The 24,328-nt window shown below is 41.9% G+C and carries 21 protein-coding genes; 12 read left to right on the top strand and 9 right to left on the bottom strand.

Annotation, left to right across the window (positions count from 1 at the left end):
- The first annotated feature begins 89 nt into the window (after positions 1 to 89).
- The 3 genes from myaer_RS06475 to myaer_RS06465 all read left to right on the top strand — a co-directional run bounded on the left by myaer_RS06475 (position 90) and on the right by myaer_RS06465 (position 1,957).
- A complete protein-coding gene (locus tag myaer_RS06475; protein ID WP_046661476.1) occupies positions 90 to 869 on the top strand; it encodes an ABC transporter permease in 780 nt (259 codons plus the stop codon).
- Positions 870 to 933: 64 nt separating this feature from the next.
- Positions 934 to 1,398: a hypothetical protein gene (locus myaer_RS06470; RefSeq protein WP_046661475.1), complete on the top strand. Its 465-nt coding sequence runs from the start codon at positions 934 to 936 to the stop codon at positions 1,396 to 1,398.
- Positions 1,399 to 1,462: 64 nt separating this feature from the next.
- Entirely contained in the window at positions 1,463 to 1,957 is a 495-nt protein-coding gene (locus myaer_RS06465) for a hypothetical protein (protein WP_046663623.1), read from the top strand.
- A gap of 117 nt (positions 1,958 to 2,074) precedes the next feature.
- Here the strand turns inward: myaer_RS06465 and cimA are convergent, their stop codons facing one another.
- Positions 2,075 to 3,715, bottom strand: a complete 1,641-nt coding sequence (cimA, locus tag myaer_RS06460) for a citramalate synthase (protein ID WP_046661473.1) — start codon at positions 3,713 to 3,715, stop codon at positions 2,075 to 2,077.
- 62 nt (positions 3,716 to 3,777) lie between these two features.
- Between cimA and myaer_RS06455 the strand changes: the two genes are divergently transcribed.
- The gene (locus myaer_RS06455; protein ID WP_046661471.1) at positions 3,778 to 4,134 is read left to right on the top strand and encodes a 2Fe-2S iron-sulfur cluster-binding protein; all 357 of its coding nucleotides are present in this window, start codon (positions 3,778 to 3,780) and stop codon (positions 4,132 to 4,134) included.
- Between the two features lie 80 nt (positions 4,135 to 4,214).
- Entirely contained in the window at positions 4,215 to 4,760 is a 546-nt protein-coding gene (locus tag myaer_RS06450; RefSeq protein WP_046661470.1) for a hypothetical protein, read from the top strand.
- On the opposite strand, the gene sds is transcribed toward myaer_RS06450, so the two are convergent.
- Positions 4,757 to 5,728, bottom strand: coding sequence for a solanesyl diphosphate synthase (sds, locus tag myaer_RS06445; protein ID WP_046661468.1), 972 nt, complete (start codon positions 5,726 to 5,728; stop codon positions 4,757 to 4,759). The genes myaer_RS06450 and sds overlap by 4 nt on opposite strands.
- A gap of 362 nt (positions 5,729 to 6,090) precedes the next feature.
- Between sds and myaer_RS06440 the strand changes: the two genes are divergently transcribed.
- Positions 6,091 to 6,786, top strand: coding sequence for an HAD family hydrolase (locus myaer_RS06440; RefSeq protein ID WP_046661466.1), 696 nt, complete (start codon positions 6,091 to 6,093; stop codon positions 6,784 to 6,786).
- Here myaer_RS06440 and myaer_RS06435 read toward each other — a convergent pair.
- Positions 6,783 to 7,403, bottom strand: a complete 621-nt coding sequence (locus myaer_RS06435) for a CPP1-like family protein (RefSeq protein ID WP_046661464.1) — start codon at positions 7,401 to 7,403, stop codon at positions 6,783 to 6,785. The two genes, myaer_RS06440 and myaer_RS06435, sit on opposite strands and share 4 nt — an antisense overlap.
- A gap of 86 nt (positions 7,404 to 7,489) precedes the next feature.
- A complete protein-coding gene (locus myaer_RS06430) occupies positions 7,490 to 8,551 on the bottom strand; it encodes a CIA30 family protein (protein ID WP_046661463.1) in 1,062 nt (353 codons plus the stop codon).
- A 605-nt stretch (positions 8,552 to 9,156) separates the two neighbouring features.
- On the opposite strand from myaer_RS06430, the gene myaer_RS06420 reads away from it, so the two are divergent.
- The 3 genes from myaer_RS06420 (at position 9,157) to miaA (ending at position 15,002) form a co-directional block, all read left to right on the top strand.
- A complete protein-coding gene (locus tag myaer_RS06420; protein ID WP_046663621.1) occupies positions 9,157 to 11,484 on the top strand; it encodes a tetratricopeptide repeat protein in 2,328 nt (775 codons plus the stop codon).
- A 393-nt stretch (positions 11,485 to 11,877) separates the two neighbouring features.
- On the top strand, positions 11,878 to 13,731 hold the full coding sequence (gene ftsH3, locus myaer_RS06415) for an ATP-dependent zinc metalloprotease FtsH3 (protein ID WP_046661461.1): 1,854 nt from the start codon (positions 11,878 to 11,880) through the stop codon (positions 13,729 to 13,731).
- Positions 13,732 to 14,054: 323 nt separating this feature from the next.
- Positions 14,055 to 15,002 (top strand): tRNA (adenosine(37)-N6)-dimethylallyltransferase MiaA, encoded by a 948-nt coding sequence (miaA, locus tag myaer_RS06410; protein ID WP_046661459.1) that lies wholly within the window; start codon positions 14,055 to 14,057, stop codon positions 15,000 to 15,002.
- On the opposite strand, the gene myaer_RS06405 is transcribed toward miaA, so the two are convergent.
- Genes myaer_RS06405 through myaer_RS06395 form a run of 3 tightly spaced genes read right to left on the bottom strand, consistent with a single transcriptional unit; the run spans position 14,944 to position 18,276 of the window.
- Entirely contained in the window at positions 14,944 to 16,350 is a 1,407-nt protein-coding gene (locus tag myaer_RS06405) for a DUF2079 domain-containing protein (RefSeq protein WP_046661458.1), read from the bottom strand. The two genes, miaA and myaer_RS06405, sit on opposite strands and share 59 nt — an antisense overlap.
- A 12-nt stretch (positions 16,351 to 16,362) precedes the next feature.
- The gene (locus myaer_RS06400; protein WP_046661457.1) at positions 16,363 to 17,220 is read right to left on the bottom strand and encodes an amino acid ABC transporter substrate-binding protein; all 858 of its coding nucleotides are present in this window, start codon (positions 17,218 to 17,220) and stop codon (positions 16,363 to 16,365) included.
- Between the two features lie 18 nt (positions 17,221 to 17,238).
- Positions 17,239 to 18,276 carry an AI-2E family transporter gene (locus myaer_RS06395; protein ID WP_046661456.1) on the bottom strand — a complete coding sequence of 346 codons (1,038 nt, stop codon included), beginning with the start codon at positions 18,274 to 18,276 and terminating at the stop codon, positions 17,239 to 17,241.
- 364 nt (positions 18,277 to 18,640) lie between these two features.
- On the opposite strand from myaer_RS06395, the gene myaer_RS06390 reads away from it, so the two are divergent.
- Positions 18,641 to 19,468: a pentapeptide repeat-containing protein gene (locus myaer_RS06390; RefSeq protein WP_046661455.1), complete on the top strand. Its 828-nt coding sequence runs from the start codon at positions 18,641 to 18,643 to the stop codon at positions 19,466 to 19,468.
- A 48-nt stretch (positions 19,469 to 19,516) separates the two neighbouring features.
- A complete protein-coding gene (locus myaer_RS06385) occupies positions 19,517 to 19,969 on the top strand; it encodes a hypothetical protein (protein ID WP_046661453.1) in 453 nt (150 codons plus the stop codon).
- Positions 19,970 to 19,986: 17 nt separating this feature from the next.
- On the opposite strand, the gene myaer_RS06380 is transcribed toward myaer_RS06385, so the two are convergent.
- Together myaer_RS06380 and gatB are read right to left on the bottom strand one after the other, a co-directional pair.
- Complete coding sequence (locus myaer_RS06380; protein ID WP_002777994.1) at positions 19,987 to 20,637, bottom strand: ParA family protein; 651 nt, start codon at positions 20,635 to 20,637, stop codon at positions 19,987 to 19,989.
- A gap of 164 nt (positions 20,638 to 20,801) precedes the next feature.
- Positions 20,802 to 22,274 carry an Asp-tRNA(Asn)/Glu-tRNA(Gln) amidotransferase subunit GatB gene (gene gatB, locus myaer_RS06375; RefSeq protein WP_046661452.1) on the bottom strand — a complete coding sequence of 491 codons (1,473 nt, stop codon included), beginning with the start codon at positions 22,272 to 22,274 and terminating at the stop codon, positions 20,802 to 20,804.
- A 479-nt stretch (positions 22,275 to 22,753) separates the two neighbouring features.
- Between gatB and myaer_RS06370 the strand changes: the two genes are divergently transcribed.
- Positions 22,754 to 24,283, top strand: a complete 1,530-nt coding sequence (locus myaer_RS06370; RefSeq protein WP_046661451.1) for a pyruvate kinase — start codon at positions 22,754 to 22,756, stop codon at positions 24,281 to 24,283.
- Positions 24,284 to 24,328: the final 45 nt, after the last annotated feature.

Here is a 24,328-nt window from a genome sequence, read left to right as displayed (position 1 = left end):
ACAATTTTTGATTTTTAGAGGAGGTCCACTTTTGCCACGGAAATGGGTAATCTCAAAAGAAAAGACAGATATTATTTTGATGAAAAGCTATGGGTATCAGCATCCTGAGAATCTGGGCGATCGCAGCTAATAGTTTTCGCGAGGTTATTCGCGATCGCATTCTTTACTTTATCGGGTTTTTTGCCCTATTGATGGCCTTCGCTTGGCGTTTATTACCGGAAATTGCGGTGGGAACCCATGAGAAAATCTTTCTTGACTTGGGATTAGCCGCTATCGGGTTATTAGGGGTAATTGTCGCGGTTTTTGTGGGTACAGAGCTAATTAATAAGGAAATTGACAAGAGAACTATTTTAGTTTTGATTCCCAAACCCCTGAGTCGGGCCGAATTTATCCTCGGTAAACACTTGGGTTTGTCCGGGGTTTTAGCGGTGATGTTGGGGGTAATGTTGGTGATTTACCTGCTGATGTTGCTGGGGATGAAAGTATCTTTTCAAGCTTTACCCCTGATTGTCTCGGTTTTCTATCTCGGTTTGGAATTAATTCTCATCGCGGCCGTGGCGATCACTTTTGGGGTATTTACCAGTTCGATTATAGCCACGTTAATGACTTTTGGGTTCTATCTAATGGGTCACATCAGCAAAGATCTGATCCAATTGGGTATAATCAGCAAAAATGCCAATATCCTCGCTATCACTAAAAATATTTATCTAATTCTCCCAGATTTGGAGAGATTGAATTTTAGAAACGAGGCCGTTTATGGTTTGCTGCCTAGTGCTGATGTCTTAATGGGTAATGCCCTCTACAGTCTCGTTTATACTGGTCTATTATTGGGTATCTCCATCCTCATCTTTTCAAGACGACAATTTTAACTGGGGTTGCCGAGTCAAGAAATGAATGTCATCGCCATCGATTAGTTTATAGACATTATTAGCCATGAAATTAAAGGCCCAACTGCATATTTTAAGTCGAGAAGCGGTCAATTACGGACTGGCCACCGTGGTCATGGAAGAAGCGGTTAATCCTGTCCTCGCGGCTTTTGCTAGACAGTTAAAACATTTACAATACTATGTGGTGCAGAATAGCCAGGGTGATTGGTTACTAACCACCTTAGCTCATCGGCAGCAGCCGCAACAGGAAAAAAGGGTGATCTATGCCTTTGCTACGGAAAAAATGGCCCTATCTGCTGAAAATACTGCTAATTCCCCCCTATCAACGCTCCTGATTCCTGTAACCCATCTTTTATTCCAATTATTTGCCGTAGAAAAAGTAGATAGTATTATTTTTCTGGAAAATGCACACACCGCTCAAACAGGAAAAGAAATCTCCCGGACCCAATTAAAGGCTAATATTGAAAAACAACTGCAAAAACTAGGGACAATTCCTTCTAATCTTGCTTAATTAGTTATCAATAGGGAAAAGTTAATTATCTGCAATGGCCTTTTTTACTCTCACTCACATTACCATGACCGAGCCAACCCGATTAAACTATCACGATACCTATTCTTGTCCCGTCTGTCGCCATGGTAAAATCGCCACTTTACCACTCATGGAAGCCTATGCTTGTAACTTTTGTCAACACATTTTTACTGCTAATTTAGAACAACAGGTTTTAAAAATGGCCGATAGTCAATTACCCTTAACTTGGTATTGGAATGGTAAGTATTGGCAGGGTTTACCGAGAGAAGGAATGGAGATGGCAGGTTTTTACTTAATTATCGGTTTAGGATTTGTGATTTTTCCCACAGCAATTGTGGCTACGGGGGCCTATCTTTTTCCTCCGGTCGAGGGGAGTCCTTTGTCATGGGTGCCTCTATTTTGGTCGATTTTAACCTTTATTTGCCATGGTATTTGTTTACTCTGGTTAATTATCGAATATTATCAGTTTCCCGTTAATATGTATCTGCGGGCCTTGGCTCGTCGTTGGCAAAATTCTTTTGTTACCCGATTATTATCCTAGTAAACATTCAATCCCATAAAGGGGAGCAGGAAGTGGGGTGTGGGGTGTGGGGATAAAAAATCTGATAACTGATAACTGACTCCTGATAACTGATTACTGATAACTGATAACTGTTCCCTAAATTATTCCCAAAGGACAAAATTGACCCGATAATTCTAGTTTATTGTTTTGCAGCAGATATAAACCATATTCAATTCCTTCTACTACTGCTTGATAGGAAGCTTCTAAAATATTACTAGACACTCCCACAGTAGTCCATCTTTGTTGACCGTTACTGGACTCGATTAAAACCCTAGTTTTCGCTGCCGTCCCCGAACCACTATCGAGGATTCTTACTTTATAATCGGTCAGGTGAAAGTTAGCAATTTCGGGATAGAATTTGACTAAAGCCTTTCTTAAAGCCAGATCTAAAGCAGCCACAGGCCCGTTACCCTCGGCCACTTCTAATAAATCTTCCTCTTTTACCCGTACTTTAATTGTTGCAATCGCATTACCACTATCCCGGAGCATATCACAATAAACTTGGAATCCTTTTAATTCAAAAAGGTGGCTTCTCTGTCCCAAAGCTTCCCGCATTAATAACTCAAAACTAGCTTCGGCTGCCTCAAATTGATAACCCTGACTTTCCAAGATTTTTAAACGTTCCAAAATTTGCCGACAGGTGGGATCATCTTTATTTAAATCGATGCCAAAACTACGCGCTTTCGCTAACACATTACTTAACCCCGATTGGTCAGAAATGACGATGCGGCGCTGATTCCCGATCGCTTCCGGGTTAATATGTTCGTAGGTGAGGGGATTTTTCGCCACCGCAGAAACGTGAATACCGCCTTTATGGGCAAAAGCGGAACGTCCGACGAAGGGAGCATGATCATCTGGGGCTAAATTGACCATTTCGCTGATTTTTCGGCTAGTTCCCGCCAATCGGCCTAATTGATTTTCTTCTAGACAAGAAAATCCCATTTTTAACTGAAGATTGGGAATTAAAGTACATAAATTGGCATTGCCGCAGCGTTCCCCATAACCGTTAATTGTGCCTTGAATCATGCGTGCGCCCTCGTTAACTGCCGCTAAGGAGTTGGCTACGGCGGTTCCCGCGTCATTATGGGCATGGATGCCTAATTTAGTCCCATTTTCGTTATCAGGATCGATATCCAATTGCTCCCGCACTTTCTCCACAATCGGGGCGATTTCTTGGGGTAAAGTGCCGCCGTTGGTATCACAGAAAACTAACCATTCGGCCCCGGCATCCCTGGCGGTTTTGAGGGTTAAAAGGGCGTATTCGGGGTTATTTTTGTAACCATCAAACCAATGTTCGGCATCATAAATGACTCGTTTTCCCTGACAGCGTAGATACTCGATCGTATCTCCTATCATGGCTAAATTCTCCTCCAGACTGGTTTTTAAGCCCTCTGTGACGTGCAGATCCCAAGATTTGCCGAAAATTGTCACCCAACGGGTTCTAGCGGCGAGAATGGCGGTTAACATCCGATCTTCCCGGGCCTCGATATGGGGGCGACGAGTGGAACAAAAAGCGACTAATTCTGCTTGTTTTAGGGGTTCTTCGTGCAGTTTCCAGAAAAATTGACCGTCTCTTGGGTTTGCGCCGGGCCAACCGCCTTCGATAAAAGGAATACCCATCCGATCTAATTCCCTGGCGATTTTAATTTTATCTTCTAGGGAGAGAGAAATACCTTCTCGCTGGGCCCCATCCCGGAGAGTAGTGTCATAGACCCAAATGCGCTTACCATTGTTCATAGAAATAGTCAATAGGTGTTAATATTAATTAATAACTGTAGCCACTTAAAATCACGCCCCTAATGCCTAGAATAACAGTTTACGGTCAAACAATCACCTGCGATCGAGGGGCAAATCTCCGTCGCATATTATTAAAACATGACATTTCTTTGTATAACGGCGGTTCCAAGTTAATCAATTGTCGCGGCATCGGCAGCTGTGGAACCTGTGCGGTGGCAATTGTGGGCGAAGTTTCTGCTATCAATTGGCAGGAAAAAGCGCGTCTTTCTTTACCTCCCCATAACCCCGATAATAACCGTCGTCTTGCTTGTCAAGTCAAAGTTTTTGGTGATATCGAAGTTACTAAATACGATGGTTTTTGGGGACAAGGAGACTCAGTGATCAGTGATCAGTTATCAGTTATCAGTGAGCAGTATTAAGTATTAAAGTGTTAAAGTATTAAGTGGCAAGTTCGGAGCCTTCTTTTCACTGTTTACTGTTTACTGATTAAGGTTATCAAATGAACGAGACAACAACTTTTCGCATTTCACCAATAATTCGGGTAACTTTATTAAGTTTATATGTGGCGTTAACCATCCCTTTACCCTTTTTAGCAAAAGTCACTAATTCCCCCGTTAATCCCAATTTTCTCTGGGTAGGAATTAGCTTAGGATTAATCGCTTTATACGGAGCTTTAAGTGAAAGGGTGATTTTATCAGAGACAGGGATACAAGTTACCTATCCCCAATGGTTTCCCGCTTTTCTTCGCTCTGGTTGGTGGTTAAATTGGACAGATATAAAAGAACTTAAATGTCGCAGTACGGGACAGGGTGGTTTAGTTTATTATTTCCTTGATCGCTCCGCAGAAAAAGCCTATTTATTGCCGATGCGAGTAGTGGGATTTAATCGCATGGTCAAAATAATCGAGGAAAAAACTAACTTGGATATGACTGATATTCGCCCCCTTTCTCAACCTTGGATGTATGGAATTCTTTTTATTCTCACCCTATTTTTATTATTAGTCGATGCTTGGACTATTGCTACGGCGAGAACTATTATTCCCTAATAAATTCGGCTCAAAACGTAATCTACTAGCTCAATTAACACATCTTTTGAGGGAGAAGAAGCTAAACAGTCAAGGTGTTTTAAGGCACTTTGACCGTATTGATTGGCTAATTCTTTTGAGCGAGGAATACCTTGGCTAGAGTGAATAAAGTCAAGAGCTTTTTCGATGTCTCCTTCCTGACTAAATTCCCGTTCGATCAACACTTCTATATAGGGATTTTCCTCCATGGCAAAGAGAGCAGGAGCGGTGATATTACCACTGATCAAATCGGAGCCAGAGGGTTTTCCTAATACTTCCGTGGGGGAGGTAAAATCGAGAATATCATCGACGATTTGAAAAGCTAATCCTAAATCACGACCATAATTATATAAATGATGATTAACTTCGGCCGATTGCTCGCTTAATACCCCAGCTGCTTTGGCACTGTTGGCAATTAAAGAAGCAGTTTTGTAGTAACTTTTTTCTAGATAAGCTTCTAAGGAGATACTGGTATCAAAGCGATTAATTCCCTGTTGAATTTCCCCTTCAGCAAAATCGCGAATCACTTCCGAGAGCAATTTTACCACTTCTAAATTATCTAAATTAGCTAGATACCAAGAGGATTGAGCGAAAAGAAAATCTCCCGCTAAAACCGCCACACGATTGTCAAATAAACTGTTAACGGTGGGAACACTGCGCCGCAATTCTGCCTCATCTACCACATCATCATGGACGAGACTGGCAGTGTGGATCATCTCGGTGATTTCCGCTAATCGACGATGACGGGGAGTGATATCCCGGTCTAACATAGTAGCGCGAGATACCAGCAACACGATCGCCGGTCGAACGCGTTTACCACCGGCCTCGAACAAATGTTCTGCTGCCGCCGCTAAAATGGGATGACGAGCGCCGACGAGATTTTTTAAGTTATCGGTCAAAAGACGGAGATCATCGTCAACGGGTGCGAATAAAGAAGTTGTTGGGATCATTGGTTAGCCAATTGGCGAGATAGTTACGAAAGTTTACATATCCTTACATTTATTTTAAGCTAACCGTCCAGACTAGGGAAGGGGAAGCATCAGTGATCAGTGATCAGTAATCAGTGATCAGTAATCAGTAATCAGTGAGGGGTTGGAGGTTGGGGTTTTGGGGTATTAGTTGAAATTTCCCCACCTCCCCATTTCCCCCCACACCCCACACCCCACACCCTACACCCCACACCCCATCTCCCCATCTCCCCATCTCCCCACTTCCCTCATTCCTAATCTTTTTCCCGACAAAACTCTTGTAATTGTAAAGACTCTAGGGTAACTTGTATATAAAAATTAATAAAGCGAGAAGTATTAGAACGATGTTGAGACTAATTAGCGACTTTGACGGCCCGATAATGGACGTATCGGAGCGATATTACCAAGTTTATCAATACTGTTTACAGAAAACCGCCTATAAAGGTCAAATTATCGGGGAATTATCGAAAGCGGAATTCTGGCAGTTAAAACGGGATCAGGTTTCTGAGAAGCGTATCGGGGAAATGTCAGGATTAGATGAAGATCAAGCGCGTAAATTTGCCCATCTTCGTCGTCAAACTGTTCATACTTTACCCTATCTTGTCCACGATCGCCCGGTGGTTGGTTCTTTGGAAACTCTCCAGAAAATCCAAGAGTTAAAGATCGATTTAGTCGTGATGACGATGCGGCGGGTATCCGAGCTAGATCATGCCTTTAATCGCTACGATATCGGTCGTTTTTTCGCCGCTAATCGTCGTTATTGTCTAAATAACAATTACACCAAAACCAACGACGTGCGCGACAAAACCCTGCTTATGGCTAAGGCCGCTAAAGAACTGCCGGCGGCTGCCGACACTTGGATGGTGGGGGATACGGAAGCGGATATTGCCGCCGCTAAGAGCCAGAATATCAAGGTTATTGGCGTATTATCGGGGATTCGCAGCCGTTCCCGTTTAGAGAGCTACGAGCCTGATTATATCGTCAATAACCTTGGGGAAGCAGTGGAAGTGATCTTAGGCTCCCTGCGAGCGTTCGGTTAACGGAAAAAACTACTAATCACCCAAAAGATCAGAAAAGTGACGAGCGCATAAATTTGGCGATCACCGAAAATATGCCAATCAGCCTTGGCCGCTAAACTGGCTAATCCCGCTCCCAGAGCGACTCCTAACAATAAACCAGCGAGAGTGAACAGCAAGGCGCGGCCAAAACGTTTTTCTTTGCGGTTGAAAAAATAGATATTAACGAAAACGCCAAAAGCTAAGAGCAGCGGTAAGAGGGAGCCGCTAGGATCGGGAACTAACAGCGTTATTGCTCCTAAACAAGCGTAAATCACTGCTGGTACACCGATATCCTGTGCAGAAGGTGTATCGATTAAGCTTTTCCACCAGTTAGGAGATTTGCCGCTAGTAACCGGTTTACTTTCCACCGGAATCGCCAGACGTTCGGGAAAACGAATGCGATCGGGAACTTTAATTCTACCCTCCTGTCGCATCCGCAGTCGATCCATGAGGACGGAATCGTAGGCCGCCTCGATCAATTCGACAATTTTGCTATCATTTTGATACTGTTGCACCAGTCTTTGTTTGGCCTCTTGAATTTCTTCAAAAGAGGATTCTTCAGTAACCCCAAGTTGTTCGTAGGGATTCTGTTCACTCATGAACATACCTCCTTAATTATGCTCCCGATAGTCATGATCTTAACCCGATGTTCTGTAGTTTAACTTGAGATCCAAGCTTATTTAAATTAATTAAGTTTAGCGAAAATCTGGGCAGAATCGATCGCTTCGTAGGGATAACCACTAGCATCTAAGAGGCTTTTTTCGGCGATTTCTCCTTCTTTAACGATAATTAAGCGATTTTTGCCACCGTAGGCTTTAATTGTGACAATTTCTAAAGCAAATAACCCCGGAGAGAAACGGGGATTTAAGGCCCCATCGTACTCGAATTTACTCTGCATTAACTGCAAAGCATAGACGCTACTGCTATCAAAGGGTACTACATCTCTCATCGTTTTGGCCCGCAGCACTGGGATTAAATCGCGAAAGGGAATAGAAATCTTTTGCAGGGTGCGATCAAATGTATCAAAAGAATAACAGTAACCGATACCATCCCAACGTCCTTCACAGCGCAGAATTAATTTATAGCGTTTTCCGTCCCCTTGTACCTGTAATTCTATTCCCTCGTAGTTAGATAAATTTAGGGGAGGATTCAGGTTTCTGGTACGAACTGAGGCAAAACCGCCGTTATTTTCGGTTCTAACGATACCAGAAAAGAGCGCTCGTCCTCTAGTCAGGGTTATCTGACTCTCGCTCACTCCTCCCATCACCACATCATCCACCGCACCCCAGATTTCTTTTATATCACTGCTGGGATTGCTAAAGTCAAAGAGGGTTTTTTCGGCGGTTACACCAGCATTTTTCAGTAAATCGAGTAAATTAGCTAAATTATGGCGGTTATTCTCCCCTTGACAGTAGATAATCTCATCAATCCCCGTGAATAATTGCGGGGTTTCCAGAGCGAATAAATCGACATTTTCGCCGAATAATTGACGTGCAGACTCGATATTATCGACTAAAGCGCGAATTTGATAGTTTTGCTGCTGTAGTTGAGCGATTACCTTTCTACCGATCGCATTTTCACCACCAATGACTAAAATAGTCTTCATGCCTTGCTCATTTGTTAGCTGAATTTTTTTATCTTCCCCGAAACCGAGCAGCTTTTGCAGACAACTCCAGAGGGGAATACTATCAAAATAGTCGAGAGTTTGCCAAAATCTCTGAAAATCCCAGTTTTTTGACTCAGCCATAACTTTTATCTCCTTACTGCCATTAATTTTTATTTTATCGAGTTAGTTTGGCTGTTTGAGATCAAAAGCTCTCCTGTAAAAATCAAAAATCTTCCGTTAGGTGAGGAAACTCCGAGACAGGAGGAGAAAAAAGACAAGAGACAACTATCCTACCCATAAAACCGAAGATGATGTCAAATTTATCTGTGCTTTTAGATATTTTGACCCGATAGCGGATCGAGAACTTACTTTTGCGGGAGGTCTATTAATTTTGACTCTCTTATTCTTCGTCTGATCAGTTTAACTTAATATAGGAGCGATCGATCTTTGTGTCCTTTGTGTCTTTGTGGTTCGTTCTATTCGCTCGTACCCAGCAAACCCAAGAGGGCCTATTTTTGCTTTATTCGATTCCATACTATCTAAGTTTTTAAGCTGATTAAAACTACTAATTTGCTATAAAAAGTCTAGGCGAGCCAACGGTATAAAGTCGAAAAAGTCGTGGAGTCAATTAACAATCGTCCCCGAAAATGTCTTGACTATCGAACCCCCTTTGAGGTATTTTATTAAATATGATCGGATAGTGATGCAATTCAGATTTGAGTTTACTACAAATTTTTTTAATCATCATGCCACAACAATCCTTAATTCCTAAAACATCGACAGATCAAGCCATCCCGACTCCTTTAGCACAAAACGGTTTAAATGTCAAGCTTTTTAGAAAAATATTTTTATTTTCTCCCCTGTTGTTTTGGGGATTATTTGGTTTAGAAGTTAATTCGGTTAAAGCGGTAGAAAACCTGCAATGTCCTGTCATTTCTAGGGAAGAAGTTGATACAAATGCTCTCCAAAGAGAAATTGCTAATTATTCGGCCACTCTGCGAGTCTATCCTAGCGATCCTAGTACGATTAAACTTTATCTTCAACGGGGAATGGCGCGAGAAAAAATCAACGATCGAAACGGTGCGATCGATGATTTCAGTCAATACATTTGGTATAGTAATTATAATGCTCCCGGATTCAAAGATCGAGAGTTACTAGCCCAAGCCTATTATCAAAGAGGTGTGTTAAATTTAGCCATAGCCAAGGAGCAGCGTCAGCTAAAATTATTAGAAGCTGCTCGATCAGATTTTCAGCAAGCCTTTAAATATAATCCCAATAAAAGCGAAGTTTACTTTAACCTAGCAGTTATTGCCTCTTTGCTCGGTCATCAATCCTTGGCTTTAGATTATTACCAGCGTTTCATCGGTTATGAAACTGAAAATTATCGCGGCTATTATCATCGAGGAAACCTTTACTCTCACTTAGGCAATTATGCGGCGGCCATCAAAGATTATGACCTGGCTATTTCATACAAACCCGATCTAATTGAACTCTATTATAATCGGGCCATAGCTTTAGAAAAGATAGGGAGAAAACGAGATGCTTTTAAGGATTATAAAATCGTTTTAAAATGCTCACCCAAACTATTTTTAGCCAAGAATGCTCCTAGCAGTTATCAAAACCGTGCCAGAGTACAAATTGAAATGGCTGACGAGGAAGTAGAATTAGCCAATTTATCGAATAATTCCCCGGAAGGATATCAAACAGCGATCGAGTATTATAATGGAGCCATCAAAGACTTAGCACTTGTCATCCGTATTAATCCCAACTACGATAAAATTCCCCATGCTAGAGCATTTCTTAAACGGGGTTATGCTCACCTAAGACTCAACAATAATCAAGGGGCAATTCAAGATTATAACCAAGCAATTTATCTGCAACCCCAAGACGCAAAAGCTTATGTATATCGGGGGTTAATGCGGGCCAATAAATATCAAGAATACGCAGGAGCTTTAGAGGATTTTACTGCAGCAGTGGCACGAAATCGTCATGATGCAGCCGCTCACTATCATCGGGGATTAGTGCTGTATAAATTAGGGCGTTATCAGGAGGCAGTAGATAATTATAATATTGCCTTAGACCAAGATGATCGGATCAATACACCTAGTTTTACTTCTCGCTCTGTCTGTAGCGAAAATATCCAAGAATCTGCCGACAGAAATTATTTTTATGACTCCAGAGAAACCGATTTTCGTCCTAATTATAACCTCTCTTGTCATGCTCAGGCCCGGGGAGATGCTTATTTTGCCTTGAAAAATTTTGCTGCGGCCGAAAGAGATTATACTACTTATATAGTTGCCTATCCTAACGATCCAGAAGGCTATCATAAACGGGCTAATGCGCGTTTTGAAAAAGGGGATAAACAGGGAGCGATCGAGGATTATAATGTATTTCTACAAAAAGTCCGTGATGCGAGAATTTTCTATAGTCGTGGTAATAGTAGCGCTGACGTGGGAGATGATCAAGGAGCGATTACAGATTATCTGCAATCTTTGAGCATTAATCCTATCGATGTGACGGTGTATAGTAATCGGGGAAATGCACGCACGGATACCGCTACTATTCCCGATAATGTACAAGTAACACCGAGAATATCGGCCAATCCGATCGCCTATAATAATCGTGGTATTATTCGACGACAAACTGGGGATAAGGAAGGTGCTTTAGAGGATTTAGATAGGGCAGTTAGATTGAATTCCAATAATCCGATCGCCTATAATAACCGGGGAGTTATTCGCTTTGATTTGGGAGATAATGCTGGTGCTTTGGAGGATTTAAATATGGCTATTTCTCTCCAGTCTAACTATGCTGAAGCTTACTATAATCGAGGTTTAGTTAAGGAAAAAATAGGCGATAAGAAGGGAGCGATCACCGATTATCAATTAGCAATTACTTATCAGCCAAATTATGGCGAAGCTTATTATAATTTGGCGCTTGCCACCTACGATGATAAAAATCCTAGTAGTCGAGTAGTGAGCCTTAACTATTTGCAAAAAGCCGCTAATGCCTTGATAAAAACCGGTAATTTAGAACTGTATGAACGAGCGGTAGAATGGATGTTAAAAATGCAGTAATTTCTCGAAAAAATAAGCTCATTTTTGACAAAGGCTTCAAGACTTTATCATTGATTAGCTCCCTTGTATAATCAATTTTTGGGGGGTTCAAAAGGCTCCCAGTCAAGAATCTGGCAATTCTCCCCCCGAAAAAGAAGGCTAGAAACTAAGTACATGAAAGCTCTTGTCCGAACAAATTAGGTTTTGGATGCAGTCCTTGTTATCAGTTATCAGCTTTTTTCTCCCCCGCTCCCCGCTCCCCCACTGCCAACCCCCAACAGCTAACCCCCATTGAGGACCAGAACGGGCATATTAAAAAAAAACCTGTCCACTGTTCCTGAGAAACGTTAACATAAATTAACAACCCCTTAACAACCGATAAGATCATCCTCAATTTATCAGGAGTTCGACAGCGTGAACAAAAACGGTAATAACAAAAAATGGCGCAATGCGGGACTATATGCCCTATTGTTAATCGTAGTCCTTGCCTTGGCCTCAGCTTTCTTCGATCGCCAGCCAACAGTGCAACAAACTTGGAAGTATAGCGAATTTTTACAGGAAGTACGGGAAGGTAAAGTAGAAACCGTGCGCTTAAGTGCCGACCGGCAACGGGCGATCGTACCCACCCAAGATGGAGCAAATGTATTAGTTAACCTGCCCAACGATCCGCAATTAATCAACATCTTGGCGGAAAATAACGTTGATATTTCCGTACTGCCCCAAAGAGAAGAAGGAGTATGGGTAAGAGCCTTCAGTAGCCTATTTTTCCCTATATTGCTTCTTGTTGGTCTATTTTTCTTGCTCCGTCGCGCCCAAAGTGGCCCCGGTTCCCAAGCGATGAACTTCGGCAAATCGAAAGCAAGAGTACAGATGGAACCCCAAACCCAGGTTACTTTCGGTGATGTGGCCGGGATTGAAGGGGCAAAATTAGAATTAAACGAAGTGGTGGACTTCCTCAAAAATGCCGATCGCTTCACGGCAATTGGGGCAAAAATCCCCAAAGGAGTCCTTTTAGTCGGTCCTCCGGGGACAGGTAAAACCCTGCTCGCTCGCGCAGTAGCTGGCGAAGCGGGAGTCCCGTTTTTTAGCATTTCCGGTTCGGAATTTGTGGAAATGTTCGTCGGGGTGGGTGCTTCTCGCGTCCGCGACCTATTTGAACAAGCGAAAGCGAATGCACCTTGTATAGTTTTTATCGATGAGATTGATGCTGTCGGTCGTCAACGGGGCGCCGGTTTAGGGGGGGGTAACGATGAACGGGAACAAACCCTCAACCAATTATTAACGGAAATGGACGGTTTTGAAGGTAATACAGGTATTATCATTATCGCCGCCACTAACCGCCCCGATGTGCTGGATGCCGCTTTATTACGTCCGGGTCGTTTTGATCGCCAAGTGGTGGTGGATCGTCCGGATTACGCCGGCCGTAAGGAAATCCTTAATGTCCACTCCAGAGGCAAAACTTTGGCCCAAGACGTGGATCTCGATAAAATCGCTCGTCGTACCCCCGGTTTTACCGGTGCGGATCTGGCTAATTTGCTCAACGAAGCCGCAATTTTAGCGGCACGTCGCAATTTAACCGAGATTTCCATGGATGAGATCAACGATGCGATCGATCGTGTTCTAGCCGGTCCTGAGAAGAAAAATCGCGTCATGAGCGAAAAACGCAAAACTTTAGTTGCTTACCATGAAGCTGGTCATGCTTTGGTGGGTGCTTTAATGCCGGATTACGATCCCGTCCAAAAAATTAGTATTATTCCTCGCGGTCGCGCTGGGGGTTTAACTTGGTTCACTCCCAGCGAGGATCGCATGGAATCCGGGTTATATTCTCGCGCTTATCTGCAAAATCAGATGGCTGTAGCTTTGGGGGGTCGTTTAGCTGAAGAAATTATCTTCGGTGAGGAGGAAGTGACTACGGGTGCTTCTAATGACCTGCAACAGGTGGCACGAGTAGCGCGGCAAATGGTAACTCGTTTCGGCATGAGCGATCGCCTGGGTCCAGTGGCCTTAGGTCGTCAAAATGGTAATGTTTTCCTAGGTCGTGATATCGCTTCCGATCGAGATTTCTCCGATGAAACTGCGGCAGCTATTGACGAGGAAGTGCGTAACCTAGTGGAACAGGCCTATCGTCGCGCTAAAGAGGTTTTAGTCAATAACCGCGTCATCTTGGACCAGTTAGCGCAAATGTTAGTGGAAAAAGAAACCGTGGACGCGGAGGAGTTACAAAATATCCTCGCTAATAACGATGTGAAAATGGCGGCTTTAGCTTAAGTTTTGTAACATTTTCTTGACAAACAGCATCCTGATGGGTGCTGTTTTTTTTGTTCAACGAAAATTAATGACAAACTTAATTTCTTGCTGATAAGCTGTTAATCAGCTTCACAATACCCTGTTTAAATGCGTCTTAAGTAAGTGGTTATAATTAAATTGAAGATATATCCCCCCTTAATCCCCCCTTGATAAGTAGGGTTGATTCATGAATCAACCCTACCTTGATGAGGGGATGTCTGATAATTTTTAACGCCTACCTACTTAGCTTAATATTCCTATCTTTTCACTGATTACTGATTACTGTTCACTGTCATGTAGTATCGATGACTACTTCCTCTTTACCTATTCTGATTGTTATTTGTGGGGCAACTGCCACGGGAAAATCGAGTTTAGCCCTACAATTGGCCGAAAAGTTTAATTCAGTAATTCTCAGTGCCGATTCCCGACAAATCTATCGAGAATTTAATATTGGTACTGCTAAACCTAGCTTAGAAGAATGTCAGAGGATTCCCCATTATCTAATTGATATTTGTGATCCTCAGGATAATTTTACCCTAGCACAGTACCAAGAACAAGCTGAGGATTTAATCAGCAATCTCCACTATTCTCCCCTGTTTTTGGTCGGTGGTACGGGACTTTATATCAAGTCCATTGTCAAAGGTTTAAAAATACCGAGGGTTTCCCCTCAACCGGATTTAAGACGGCAATTACAAGCTTTAGGACAATCCTATCTTTATCAAATTCTGACGCAGGTAGATGAGGAGGCTGCTAAAAAAATTCATCCCCATGATCAAGTCAGGACTTTACGCGCTTTAGAGGTTTTTTATCTGACAGGAAAACCTATCTCTAGTCAGCAGGGAGAAAACCCTCCCACTTATCCGATTTTACAAATTGGTTTAGATTGTTCCCCAGAAAGTTTAGACAAGCGGATCACTGTTCGTACTGATCAAATGATCGCCAGGGGATTAGTAGCAGAGGTGCAGAATTTGGGGGATAAATACGGTTGGGATTTGCCACTTTTGCAGACTTTGGGTTATGCAGAAATTAAGCAATATCTCCTCGGAGAAATTTCTTTAGAACAGGCGATCGATTTAATTATCCTCCATACCCGTCAATTTGCCAAACGTCAGCGCACTTGGTTTCGTGCCGATGCTGATATTATCTGGTTTCCCATCGATAAAGAAAATTTATTGGAATTGGTGGAACGAAAAATTATTTTGTTCCTTGAGGGGTTGTCAAGGCCCGATATAAAAACACATCATCCTGATTAACGATTAACCGGAAGTTCTCATTTTGATTGAGTTTATTTAAGTGATCATCAATTAGTTCTGGTGAACTAGACCAACCGGGATGACGGCGATCGAGTAGAATATAATTAAATTGATTTAAATCTAGGGATTGGGAACCTTCGATCGCTAATTTGATCATTTCTCGATGGGTAAGATGGGGGGCAATTCTAGAAGTAGTCAAGACACTCTCACTGGTGGTAATTTGGGTTAGAGCTTTTTGGGTGGCGGACCAAGTATCGAGGGAATTTAAATATAGTGACCAAAAATAGCCGTATTTAGCTAAGGCAAAAAAGGCAATAATTGCCCAAGTAATTATCCATTTAGGCTGCTTCAACCAGTTACTATTATGGGCTAAAGTGGCGATAACCGCTAGAAATAAAAAGGGTAAAATTGGCAGGGAATATTGAGTAGTTAAGTTTTTTTGTGGGGCATGATCTGCCAATAAATTTAAAGCGAGTGCGGGAATAGCGGCAATTATTGGGGCAGAATAACGCCAGGATAAACCCCAAACTAAGGGAATAATTAATAGGATTAGGTATTCTAGATTATTGCCAGTAAAGATTTTTCCCAAGACAAGATCGGGTTTGAGGAAAAGATTAAAGATAATTGCTGGTAAACTATCTCCTAGATAACTATATCGAGAATCAGCCATTTCAATAACTGCCGATTTTCCTGTCAGGAGAGGAATTAATAACTTCGTGGTGATAATAAACCAAAGAATGCCGCTAATCATGGCAATTATTCCGGGGATTTTTTTCTTTTCCCAGAGAAGTAACCAGATACCCATTCCCAACAATGTTAAAGAGAGAATTGCTTTACAACCGAGAATAATAATGATTCCCAGACAAAATCCCCAGAGATTATTTAATCTTGCTGCCAAAATTGTCCAAAAAATCGCTGGAACTGCGATAACTTCAGGATGAAAATCAAAGAGATTAACATTAAAAATCAGGGGATAGAGCAGATAAACTAAGGCTAATGTATAAGCTTTTTTTTCTTCTAATCCCGCTTCTATTGCCAATTGCCAGAGGGGAAAAGCACCAAGAGAAAGGGAAAAAGCTTGTAAGAAAAGCAACCAATAAACGCTAGGATAAATTTTATAAAGTAAGGCTATAGGATAGAGAATAAAAGCGATGTGATCGCCTAAAATATGGTAGTCAACAAAAGATATAATCGGTGGTTTACCTTGAGAAATTAGGTAAACTCCTTGATCGAACCAACCAAGATCGAGAGCATTAGATTGAAATAAAATATGTCTGGTGGCACTGCAAATAAACAGGATTATTGTCGCGCAACCAATTAACCAAAATAAATCATTTTTTTTAGGCATAATTGTTAAGTTTTACTGGGATTTTTCGGGATTATTACGACAATACTGCCAGGTATCTCTAAAATAGGAAGCAACTTCAGTAAACCATGTTTTAAAAATATTTCTGTTCTCACTGGTGACGATAACCCCATTAATAAACTCTTGCCATTGGGGATCATTAGCGGGAAGAATGAAACCATAATAATCACAATTTAAAGGATTGCGCGGGATAAGTTGATAATCTTTTTCTAAGGATAAACCGAGAATGACAGCTTCTCCAATTAGCAGAATACCATCACTAGCAAAAGCATCTATTCTATTCCTTCTTAAACTTTGGATACCCCGCAGTCTTCCCGTCACTCCTTGAAATTCCTGATAGGTAGCAAGAGGATATTTTTGTCTTAATAATTCTTGAGTGCTGGTATCTCGCAAAACTCCAATACTTATACCTTCTAAGGACGAGGAAAAGTTAAAATTTTTCTGATTATCACTCCGAACTAAAAACTGAGTTCCCGTCACAAAAAAAGGACGGGAAAAACTGACACCATCAGGTATATTTTTTCTGATACTATTAGGACCACACTCGAAATCAACGGTTTTATTTTCCAATAACTGGAAGCGATTAAATAAAGTTGATTTATAAATTTTGACACTGATGATCTGGAGGTTTAATTTATACCTTAGTTCCTCTCTGAGCAATTGGATAAAATCTAAGCATAATCCCTGCAAATTATTATTACTATCTCGATAGCCAAACGGAATGGCATCTTCTCTCATCGCTACTTCTAATAATCCCGTGCGTTTAATTTTTTCTAGAACCGTTTCAGACTTAGCTGGGAGAGCAGCAAAAAAATTAGATAAAATAACGAGAGTAATAATGATTAATTTCATGACTTTTGCCGAGGTTATTTAAGATTTTTTATGGCCGTGATCCCATTGATCTAAAATGTCTTTGAATAATAATTCATCTAACCATGTTTTTACTACCACCGTCAAAGGTAAAGCCAACAATAAACCTAAGATGCCAAACATTTGAGCGAAGAAAATTTGAGCGATTAGGGTAATTGCCGGTAGCAAAGATACCTGTTTAGCCATGACAGTTGGTGTCAGCCAATAACTTTCGACATTTTGGATAATAAAATAGAGAATCAGAATAGCGACAATTTTCCAAGGTGCATCGATAACAGCAATGAGGATCGGAAAAATCACACTAGCAGTCGGTCCGATATTAGGGATAAAATTGAGCAATCCTGCTAGGATAGCATGAACGAGAACTAGATTAATTTGTAGAAGCAAAAGACCGAAACCACTGAATAATCCTACCATAGTTGAACTAATGGCAATTCCCAACAACCAATTACCCAAACCCGCTTCCGATAGGGTAAGAATTTCCTCAGCACGACGACGATAGAAGTTAGGAAATAATTTTAAGAAAGCTTGTCGATAGGGTTGGGGGTTGACTAACATCATCATTGCTAACACCAGCACGAATAATAATTGCAAAATGGCCGTAACTGAGTTAGAAAAGAAAGTAAAAAAGTTACTAAAAACAAAGGTTCCTAAAGGTTGTAACTGCTGGACTAAATCACTTAAATTAGGCAGCGATGGCAACCAATCAAATTGGAATTGTTGTCGCCATTGAATCGAGTTATTACGGACTAAATCCCAAGCTTGCGGTAAAAGTTCAATTAATTTTTGAAACTGTTCGATAAAGGGGGGAACAATAATTATAAAAAATAAAATCACAATTGCTAGACTCGTCAGCAGGGTAATTAAAATAGCCAACCCCCTTTTAATCCCCAATCTCTGCAATCCTTTCACACATCTATTTAAGGCTACGGTAAACACGATCGCCATAAAAATCAATAATAACAGCTGTCGAATCTGCCACAATACATAGAGAGCCATTATTAAACAGATAAACCCCAACCACTGACCAAATTTCACAACCTTGATTTATCCTATCGGGACAAGTTTTATCATACAGCAGTCAGGAGGCAGGAGGCGGTCGGCAGCTTTTTTCTCCTCACTCCCCACTTCCCACTTCATCATTCATAATTCATCATCCCCAACAGCATAAATTAAGTTTTGTATCAAAAATTTGCTAATTTTGCTGTTATGTGCTATACAGTTACACCACAAAACAGGATAGAAAAATGAGATTTTCTTAATTACCAGACATTTTCTCAAATTTTATGGCAACTCTCCCAGAGTCAAATTATCCTAAAAGAAATCCTCTCCTAGAAAATCCGACAAGACTCAGAGAAATTGTAGCCATTAGTGCTTTTATCCTTGTATTAGGACTTCGATGATGAAAGAATTGGAGCGATACTATAAAGTTTTAGGGTTAGATCATGGGGCATCTCTCGATGAGATCAATCAAGCCTACAAGGATTTGGTGTTTATTTGGCATCCCGATCGCATTCCCAAAGATAATCAGCGTCTTTTGGAAAAAGCCACCGCTAAACTGCAAGAAATTAACCATGCTAGGGAACAATTGCGGCAAATTCATCAAAATTCTCCTAAACGCTCCAATTCCCCCCCTAAAACTGAAAAACAGCCCGCCCACGCTCATAAAACTGCCTCCCCCTATCAGCCTCACCCTAGCCAACCCGGCCAAAATTCACAAACCCACAGTCATAAAACCCATAGTCAACAAACCCATAGTCAACAAACCCATAGTCAACAAACCCATAGTCAACAAACCCATAGTCAACACAGCCACTCCCAGAATAACCATCAGGTCCACAATCATGGCACTGGGCGCCCTCACTATCGGGATTTAAACGGAGCCGATTTACAGGGGGCTAACCTGAAAGAAAAAGATCTCTCTAGTCGCAGTCTCATCGGAGCAGATTTAAGCCATGCCGACTTAAGCGATAGCTTCCTGCACAAAGTTAACCTAGAAAAAGCTAATCTGTATAAAGCTAATCTTTTTCGCGCCAATCTCCTCGAAGCGAACCTTAAAGGCGCAAATTTACAGGAAGCCAATCTCATCGGGGCGGATTTAAGTGGGGCGGATCTGTCGGCGGCGGATTTACGCGGGGCAAAAATTGGCTTTGGTAAGCGTATTATGGTGAAATTAACCAGGGCAATTTTAACGGGAACAATTCTCCCCGATGGTTCGATTCATCAATGAATAACCTCTTGCTAATTTGGATTTTTCTTTAATAGGAACTATCACCCGATGGGCATTTATTACACAATCGCTGCTGTTTTTCTAGGGATGCAATTAGCCACAGGAGAAAATTTAGCGGCGGCGAATCCTGATTTTTTACGGCTGCAAAAAGCTCTAGAAAAACACAATTTTATCGTCAAAATTGCCCCGCCACCAGTGCGAGGAGCCTATGGTTTATTTGATAGTAAAACTAGAATTATTTGGATTCATCCTCTGGTTTTTGACTTAGGTATTGCCCGACCAACATTAATTCATGAAGCTGTCCATGCCGCTCAACTTTGTCATGGAGGCAAAACAGTTAAAGCTCTTAATTTAGCCATAGAACCCCCAGCAATGACCAGAAGATTTTTTATGAATTATCAGGGTTTTAGCAGACAAATTGAAGCCGAAGCCTATACTGTTCAAGTTCAGCCCGATGGTCTAAGTTTAGTGATTTCTTTACTGCAAAAATATTGTGCTTAGAAAACCTGTCGATAAATCTACCAATCCCGTTCTAATTCTTCGGCCACACGACGATAATCGGCGCTGGCTTCTTGGGCATTTTTACCGCGCCAATTGGTAATAGCAACCCCGTCTAAAACGGCCTTTTCGTGGGCCTTATAATTTCTGACAAAAGCATGACAGGCGGGAATACCTAATTCTAATAAAGTATTTTGTGCTTCCAAAGTTTCCTTAAGACTACGAGAATCCACTTTTGTTAACAAAACCCGATAGGCAATTCCTAGGGGTTTAACTGCCGTCCGTACCGTGTCAATTAAAGCCATTAAATCCATCGGTGCGGGAGGAGTCGGTAAAATTAAATAATCTGATTCTGCTATTACTGCGGTAAGTAATTCGGAACGCAAAGCTGGTGGCGTGTCAATCACGATCAGATCGTACTCGATAATTTGACGCAATTCTCCTAATTTCTCTGTATTAATTTGCTTGGCTAAATCAAATACCATACCCGCTTGATTTCTTTCTACCCACCAAGTGGAGGAACCCTGCGGATCCGCATCCACCAGCAAAACACGCTGATTCTGTCCCCAAATTGCCGCTAAATTGACCGCAGTTGTGGTTTTACCCACACCACCTTTACCGTTGACAACAGCGAGAATTTTTGGGCTATTAGACTTTAATTGCGAGGTCATTTTCAGTTATCAGTTATCAGTTATCAGTTATCAGTTACCAGTTATCAGTTACCAGTTATCAGTTACCAGTTATCAGATTTGAGTTTTAAGTTCACTGATTACTGTTTACTTATCACTGAAAAAAAGCTCCCCACTGATTACTGATTACTGATCACTGAATATAACTAACCAGAAAGTTTTTGATCTAAGATTTGGCTAGTTAATTTAGGATCGGCTTTACCGCCGCTTTTTTTCATGACTTGACCAACAAAAAACCCCTTTAGATTGGTTTTACCCGCCCGGAATTTTTCTAACTCGCTTGGATGGGCGGCGATAATGTCCTCGATCAGTTTTTCGATCGCAGAAGTGTCAGAAATTTGTATTAATCCTTTCTTTTCCACCAGCGCTTTCGGTGAACCGCCTTCAGTGAGAAGTTCGGGTAAAATTTCCTTAGCAATTTTGCCACTAATTGTTCCCGTTTCAATCAGTTTAACTAATTCGGCTAAGTCTGACGCTTGCAGGGCAATTTCTGTGATCGTCAGCTTATTATTATTCAAATAAGCGGCGATATCTTGACTGATCCAGTTAGCAACTAATTTCGCATTTGCCCCCGCAATTACAGCAGTTTCAAAATATTCGGCCACGGTGCGATCATCGGTTAAAACCCTGGCATCGTAGGCGGAAAGACCAAATTCTTCTTCATAACGACGACGTTTACGAGCGGGTAATTCCGGTAATTCTTCCGCCCAAGCTTTTAACTGTTCGGGGGAGACTTCTAGGGGGGGTAAATCCGGTTCGGGAAAATAGCGATAATCGCTAGAACCTTCTTTTTTCCGCATACTAATCGTCCGTTGAGTAGCTTCTTCCCAAAGACGGGTTTCCTGTACGATCAATTCCCCATTTTCGATCGCTTCAATTTGTCGATCGATCTCGTATTCTATGGCTTTTTGGATAGCACTAAAGGAGTTCATATTTTTAATTTCTACCTTAGTCCCGAACTTTTTAGCGCCTTTTTTGCGAACAGAAATATTGACATCGCAGCGCAGGGAACCTTCCTGCATATTGCCGTCACTGATGCCGAGATAACGCACTAAACGCCGCAATTCTTGGGCATATTCCGCCGCTTCGGCCCCGGTGCGTAAATCCGGTTCCGAGACAATTTCTAATAATGGTACACCTGTACGATTAAAATCCACGAGGGAATGGGTGGAACCGGAGAGACGTTCGCTGCCAGCATGAACCAGTTTTCCCGCGTCTTCTTCCATGTGCAGACGGGTAATACCGATAATTTTGCGGCTAACTTCCTTGGTTTTTTTATCGACGATCTCGATTTCTAGTTGACCCTGTTCGACAATAGGGAGATCATACTGGGAAATTTGATAATTTTTCGGCAGGTCGGGATAAAAATACTGTTTGCGATCGAATTTGCTATGAGGTGTAATTTTACCATCGATAGCTAATCCCAGTTTAACGGCACTGGCCAGGACTTCTTGGTTAAGGACGGGTAATACCCCCGGATAACCCAAACAGATGGGACAGACGTTAGTATTGGGGGGACTATCGAAGTTGGTGGGACAGGGACAAAATATCTTGCTTTTGGTGTTGAGTTGACAGTGGGTTTCTAAACCGATAATTGCTTCGTATTCAGTGGCAGACATATTTTCTCGCTCTCGCCGACACAGGAATGATCTGTTTAATCATTATAGTCGCGATTCTGGAGCATTCTCTCCCTTCATAAAACTTAATACTGTAGTTACTAATCACTTTATACAGCCTGAATATAGCTCAAAAAAGATAATTGATTCAACCAATGTCCGCCATTATTTTTAATTTTATGGAATAAAACAGGGAAGCTTATCGATAGTTTTTCACCGATAAACCTAGCTTTTCTAGTAGCGACCACCGACCAGCGAACCCCGAAAACCAAAACTTCCCACCTCACCATGAAGATAAACCCCATAAATCGCAGCAAAAATTAACTTCTAGAGACAGGATATTTGCTTAGTATAGAAATAGAGAGATTATACCTGAGAACTGACCCCATAACCGCCCACAAGCAATATAAGCGGCGAAAGTGATCATTTTCTAGACGAGTATTGCCTTAGTAATTGACGATTTTTACTTTTTACTTAATTTTATGTCTTTAACTCTCTCAGAACAACTCAAACGAGAACAATTATCCTATCCCCAAACTCTTCTCCATCATCTGCAAAGGTTACGGCATTTTGTGACAGTAGAAGGAGAGGAGAAATTGCAGCAGTGGAAAAACCTGATTGAAAAGGATAATTTTCAACCTAGCACCCGTAATTTAGCCTATTATCTCGCCCTGAGACAAGAAGATATCCGGGATTTACAATTAGCTTTAATGCCCTGGGGATTATCTTCCCTCGGCCGGATTGAATCGAAAGTTTTACCGACCCTCGATGCGGTAATTGCCACTTTAGGGGCGGTTTGTCATCAAGAAGCCTCATTATTACCCAAACATCCCCCTTTAGAGGCATTTTTCCAAGGAGATCAACTTTTAGCCTCCCATAGCGCCGAAGTTTTCGGTCTGCCTTCCCCCCGGCGTCAGGTGCGAATTATGGTGACAATGCCGACGGAGGCGGCAACTGACCCCGATTTTATCGCTCAATTACTGCGTTGCGGGATGGACTGTATTCGCATTAATTGCGCCCATGATAGCCCGAAAGAGTGGCAGGGAATGCTCGAAAATCTGCGCGAGGCGGTCAAAAATCCCGAAAATTTAGTCAATGGACATACCTGTAAAGTTTATATGGACTTAGCGGGCCCAAAAATCCGTTTAGAACAGATTTTAGCCCCCCAGTCCCAAACCAGACTATATCAAGGGGATTTTCTCCTCTTAACCACCCAAGCGCCCCATACTGCCCATCCTCAGTATTTTCAGGCTAATTGTTCCCAACCGGAGATTATTCCCCAAATTCCCGTCGGGGCGAAAGTTTGGATTGATGATGGTCATATTGGGGCTGAAGTTATTGCCATAATGCCAGAAGGTCTTTTACTAAAAATTACCCACGCCAGGGAGAAAGGGGAAAAACTCAAAGCAGATAAGGGCCTAAATTTCCCCGATACTGTCTTAAATATCGATCCTTTGACCGCAAAAGACCGGCAAGATTTAGATTTTATTGCCGAAAATGCCGATATTATCGGTTACTCTTTTGTACAAAAAGCCAGCGATATCGAGACACTACAGCTAGAGTTACAAAGTCGTTTGGGGGATGCTTGGCGACAAAAAGCAATCGTGGCCAAAATAGAAACACCTTTAGCCGTGAAAAATCTGCCGGAATTAATCATCCATGCCGCCGGTAAACAACCTTTTGGGGTGATGATTGCCCGGGGTGATTTGGCTGTAGAAATTGGCTATCAAAGATTAGCAGAAATTCAAGAGGAAATTCTCTGGTTATGCGAAGCGGCCCATATTCCGGTAATTTGGGCCACCCAAGTCCTAGAAAATCTGGTCCAGAAAAGTATTCCTTCCCGGGCCGAGATTACCGATGCCGCTATGGCCGAAAGGGCCGAATGTGTCATGCTGAATAAGGGGAAATATATCCGGGAAGCGGTGACAATTCTCGATGATGTTTTACAAAGAATGCAGACCCACCAAGCTAAAAAAACGCCCCAATTACGCGCTCTCCATTCTTGGGTTTAAGCAGTTATCAGTTATCAGTTATCAGTTATCAGGAGTCAGGAGTCA

Source organism: Microcystis aeruginosa NIES-2549 (genome assembly GCF_000981785.2).
Taxonomy (GTDB): Bacteria; Cyanobacteriota; Cyanobacteriia; order Cyanobacteriales; family Microcystaceae; genus Microcystis; species Microcystis aeruginosa_C.
Note: the sequence above shows the minus strand (reverse complement) of the source record. Positions and strands in the feature narration are given on the sequence as shown.

Bases quoted from the DNA above. Each gene is read 5' to 3' on its own strand.
- myaer_RS06475 (WP_046661476.1), top strand. From the start codon at position 90: ATGGGTATCAGCATCCTGAGAATCTGGGCGATCGCAGCTAATAGTTTT.
- myaer_RS06470 (WP_046661475.1), top strand. From the start codon at position 934: ATGAAATTAAAGGCCCAACTGCATATTTTAAGTCGAGAAGCGGTCAAT.
- myaer_RS06465 (WP_046663623.1), top strand. From the start codon at position 1,463: ATGACCGAGCCAACCCGATTAAACTATCACGATACCTATTCTTGTCCC.
- cimA (WP_046661473.1), bottom strand. From the start codon at position 3,715: ATGAACAATGGTAAGCGCATTTGGGTCTATGACACTACTCTCCGGGAT.
- myaer_RS06455 (WP_046661471.1), top strand. From the start codon at position 3,778: ATGCCTAGAATAACAGTTTACGGTCAAACAATCACCTGCGATCGAGGG.
- myaer_RS06450 (WP_046661470.1), top strand. From the start codon at position 4,215: ATGAACGAGACAACAACTTTTCGCATTTCACCAATAATTCGGGTAACT.
- sds (WP_046661468.1), bottom strand. From the start codon at position 5,728: ATGATCCCAACAACTTCTTTATTCGCACCCGTTGACGATGATCTCCGT.
- myaer_RS06440 (WP_046661466.1), top strand. From the start codon at position 6,091: ATGTTGAGACTAATTAGCGACTTTGACGGCCCGATAATGGACGTATCG.
- myaer_RS06435 (WP_046661464.1), bottom strand. From the start codon at position 7,403: ATGAGTGAACAGAATCCCTACGAACAACTTGGGGTTACTGAAGAATCC.
- myaer_RS06430 (WP_046661463.1), bottom strand. From the start codon at position 8,551: ATGGCTGAGTCAAAAAACTGGGATTTTCAGAGATTTTGGCAAACTCTC.
- myaer_RS06420 (WP_046663621.1), top strand. From the start codon at position 9,157: ATGCCACAACAATCCTTAATTCCTAAAACATCGACAGATCAAGCCATC.
- miaA (WP_046661459.1), top strand. From the start codon at position 14,055: ATGACTACTTCCTCTTTACCTATTCTGATTGTTATTTGTGGGGCAACT.
- myaer_RS06405 (WP_046661458.1), bottom strand. From the start codon at position 16,350: ATGCCTAAAAAAAATGATTTATTTTGGTTAATTGGTTGCGCGACAATA.
- myaer_RS06400 (WP_046661457.1), bottom strand. From the start codon at position 17,220: ATGAAATTAATCATTATTACTCTCGTTATTTTATCTAATTTTTTTGCT.
- myaer_RS06390 (WP_046661455.1), top strand. From the start codon at position 18,641: ATGAAAGAATTGGAGCGATACTATAAAGTTTTAGGGTTAGATCATGGG.
- myaer_RS06385 (WP_046661453.1), top strand. From the start codon at position 19,517: ATGGGCATTTATTACACAATCGCTGCTGTTTTTCTAGGGATGCAATTA.
- myaer_RS06380 (WP_002777994.1), bottom strand. From the start codon at position 20,637: ATGACCTCGCAATTAAAGTCTAATAGCCCAAAAATTCTCGCTGTTGTC.
- gatB (WP_046661452.1), bottom strand. From the start codon at position 22,274: ATGTCTGCCACTGAATACGAAGCAATTATCGGTTTAGAAACCCACTGT.
- myaer_RS06370 (WP_046661451.1), top strand. From the start codon at position 22,754: ATGTCTTTAACTCTCTCAGAACAACTCAAACGAGAACAATTATCCTAT.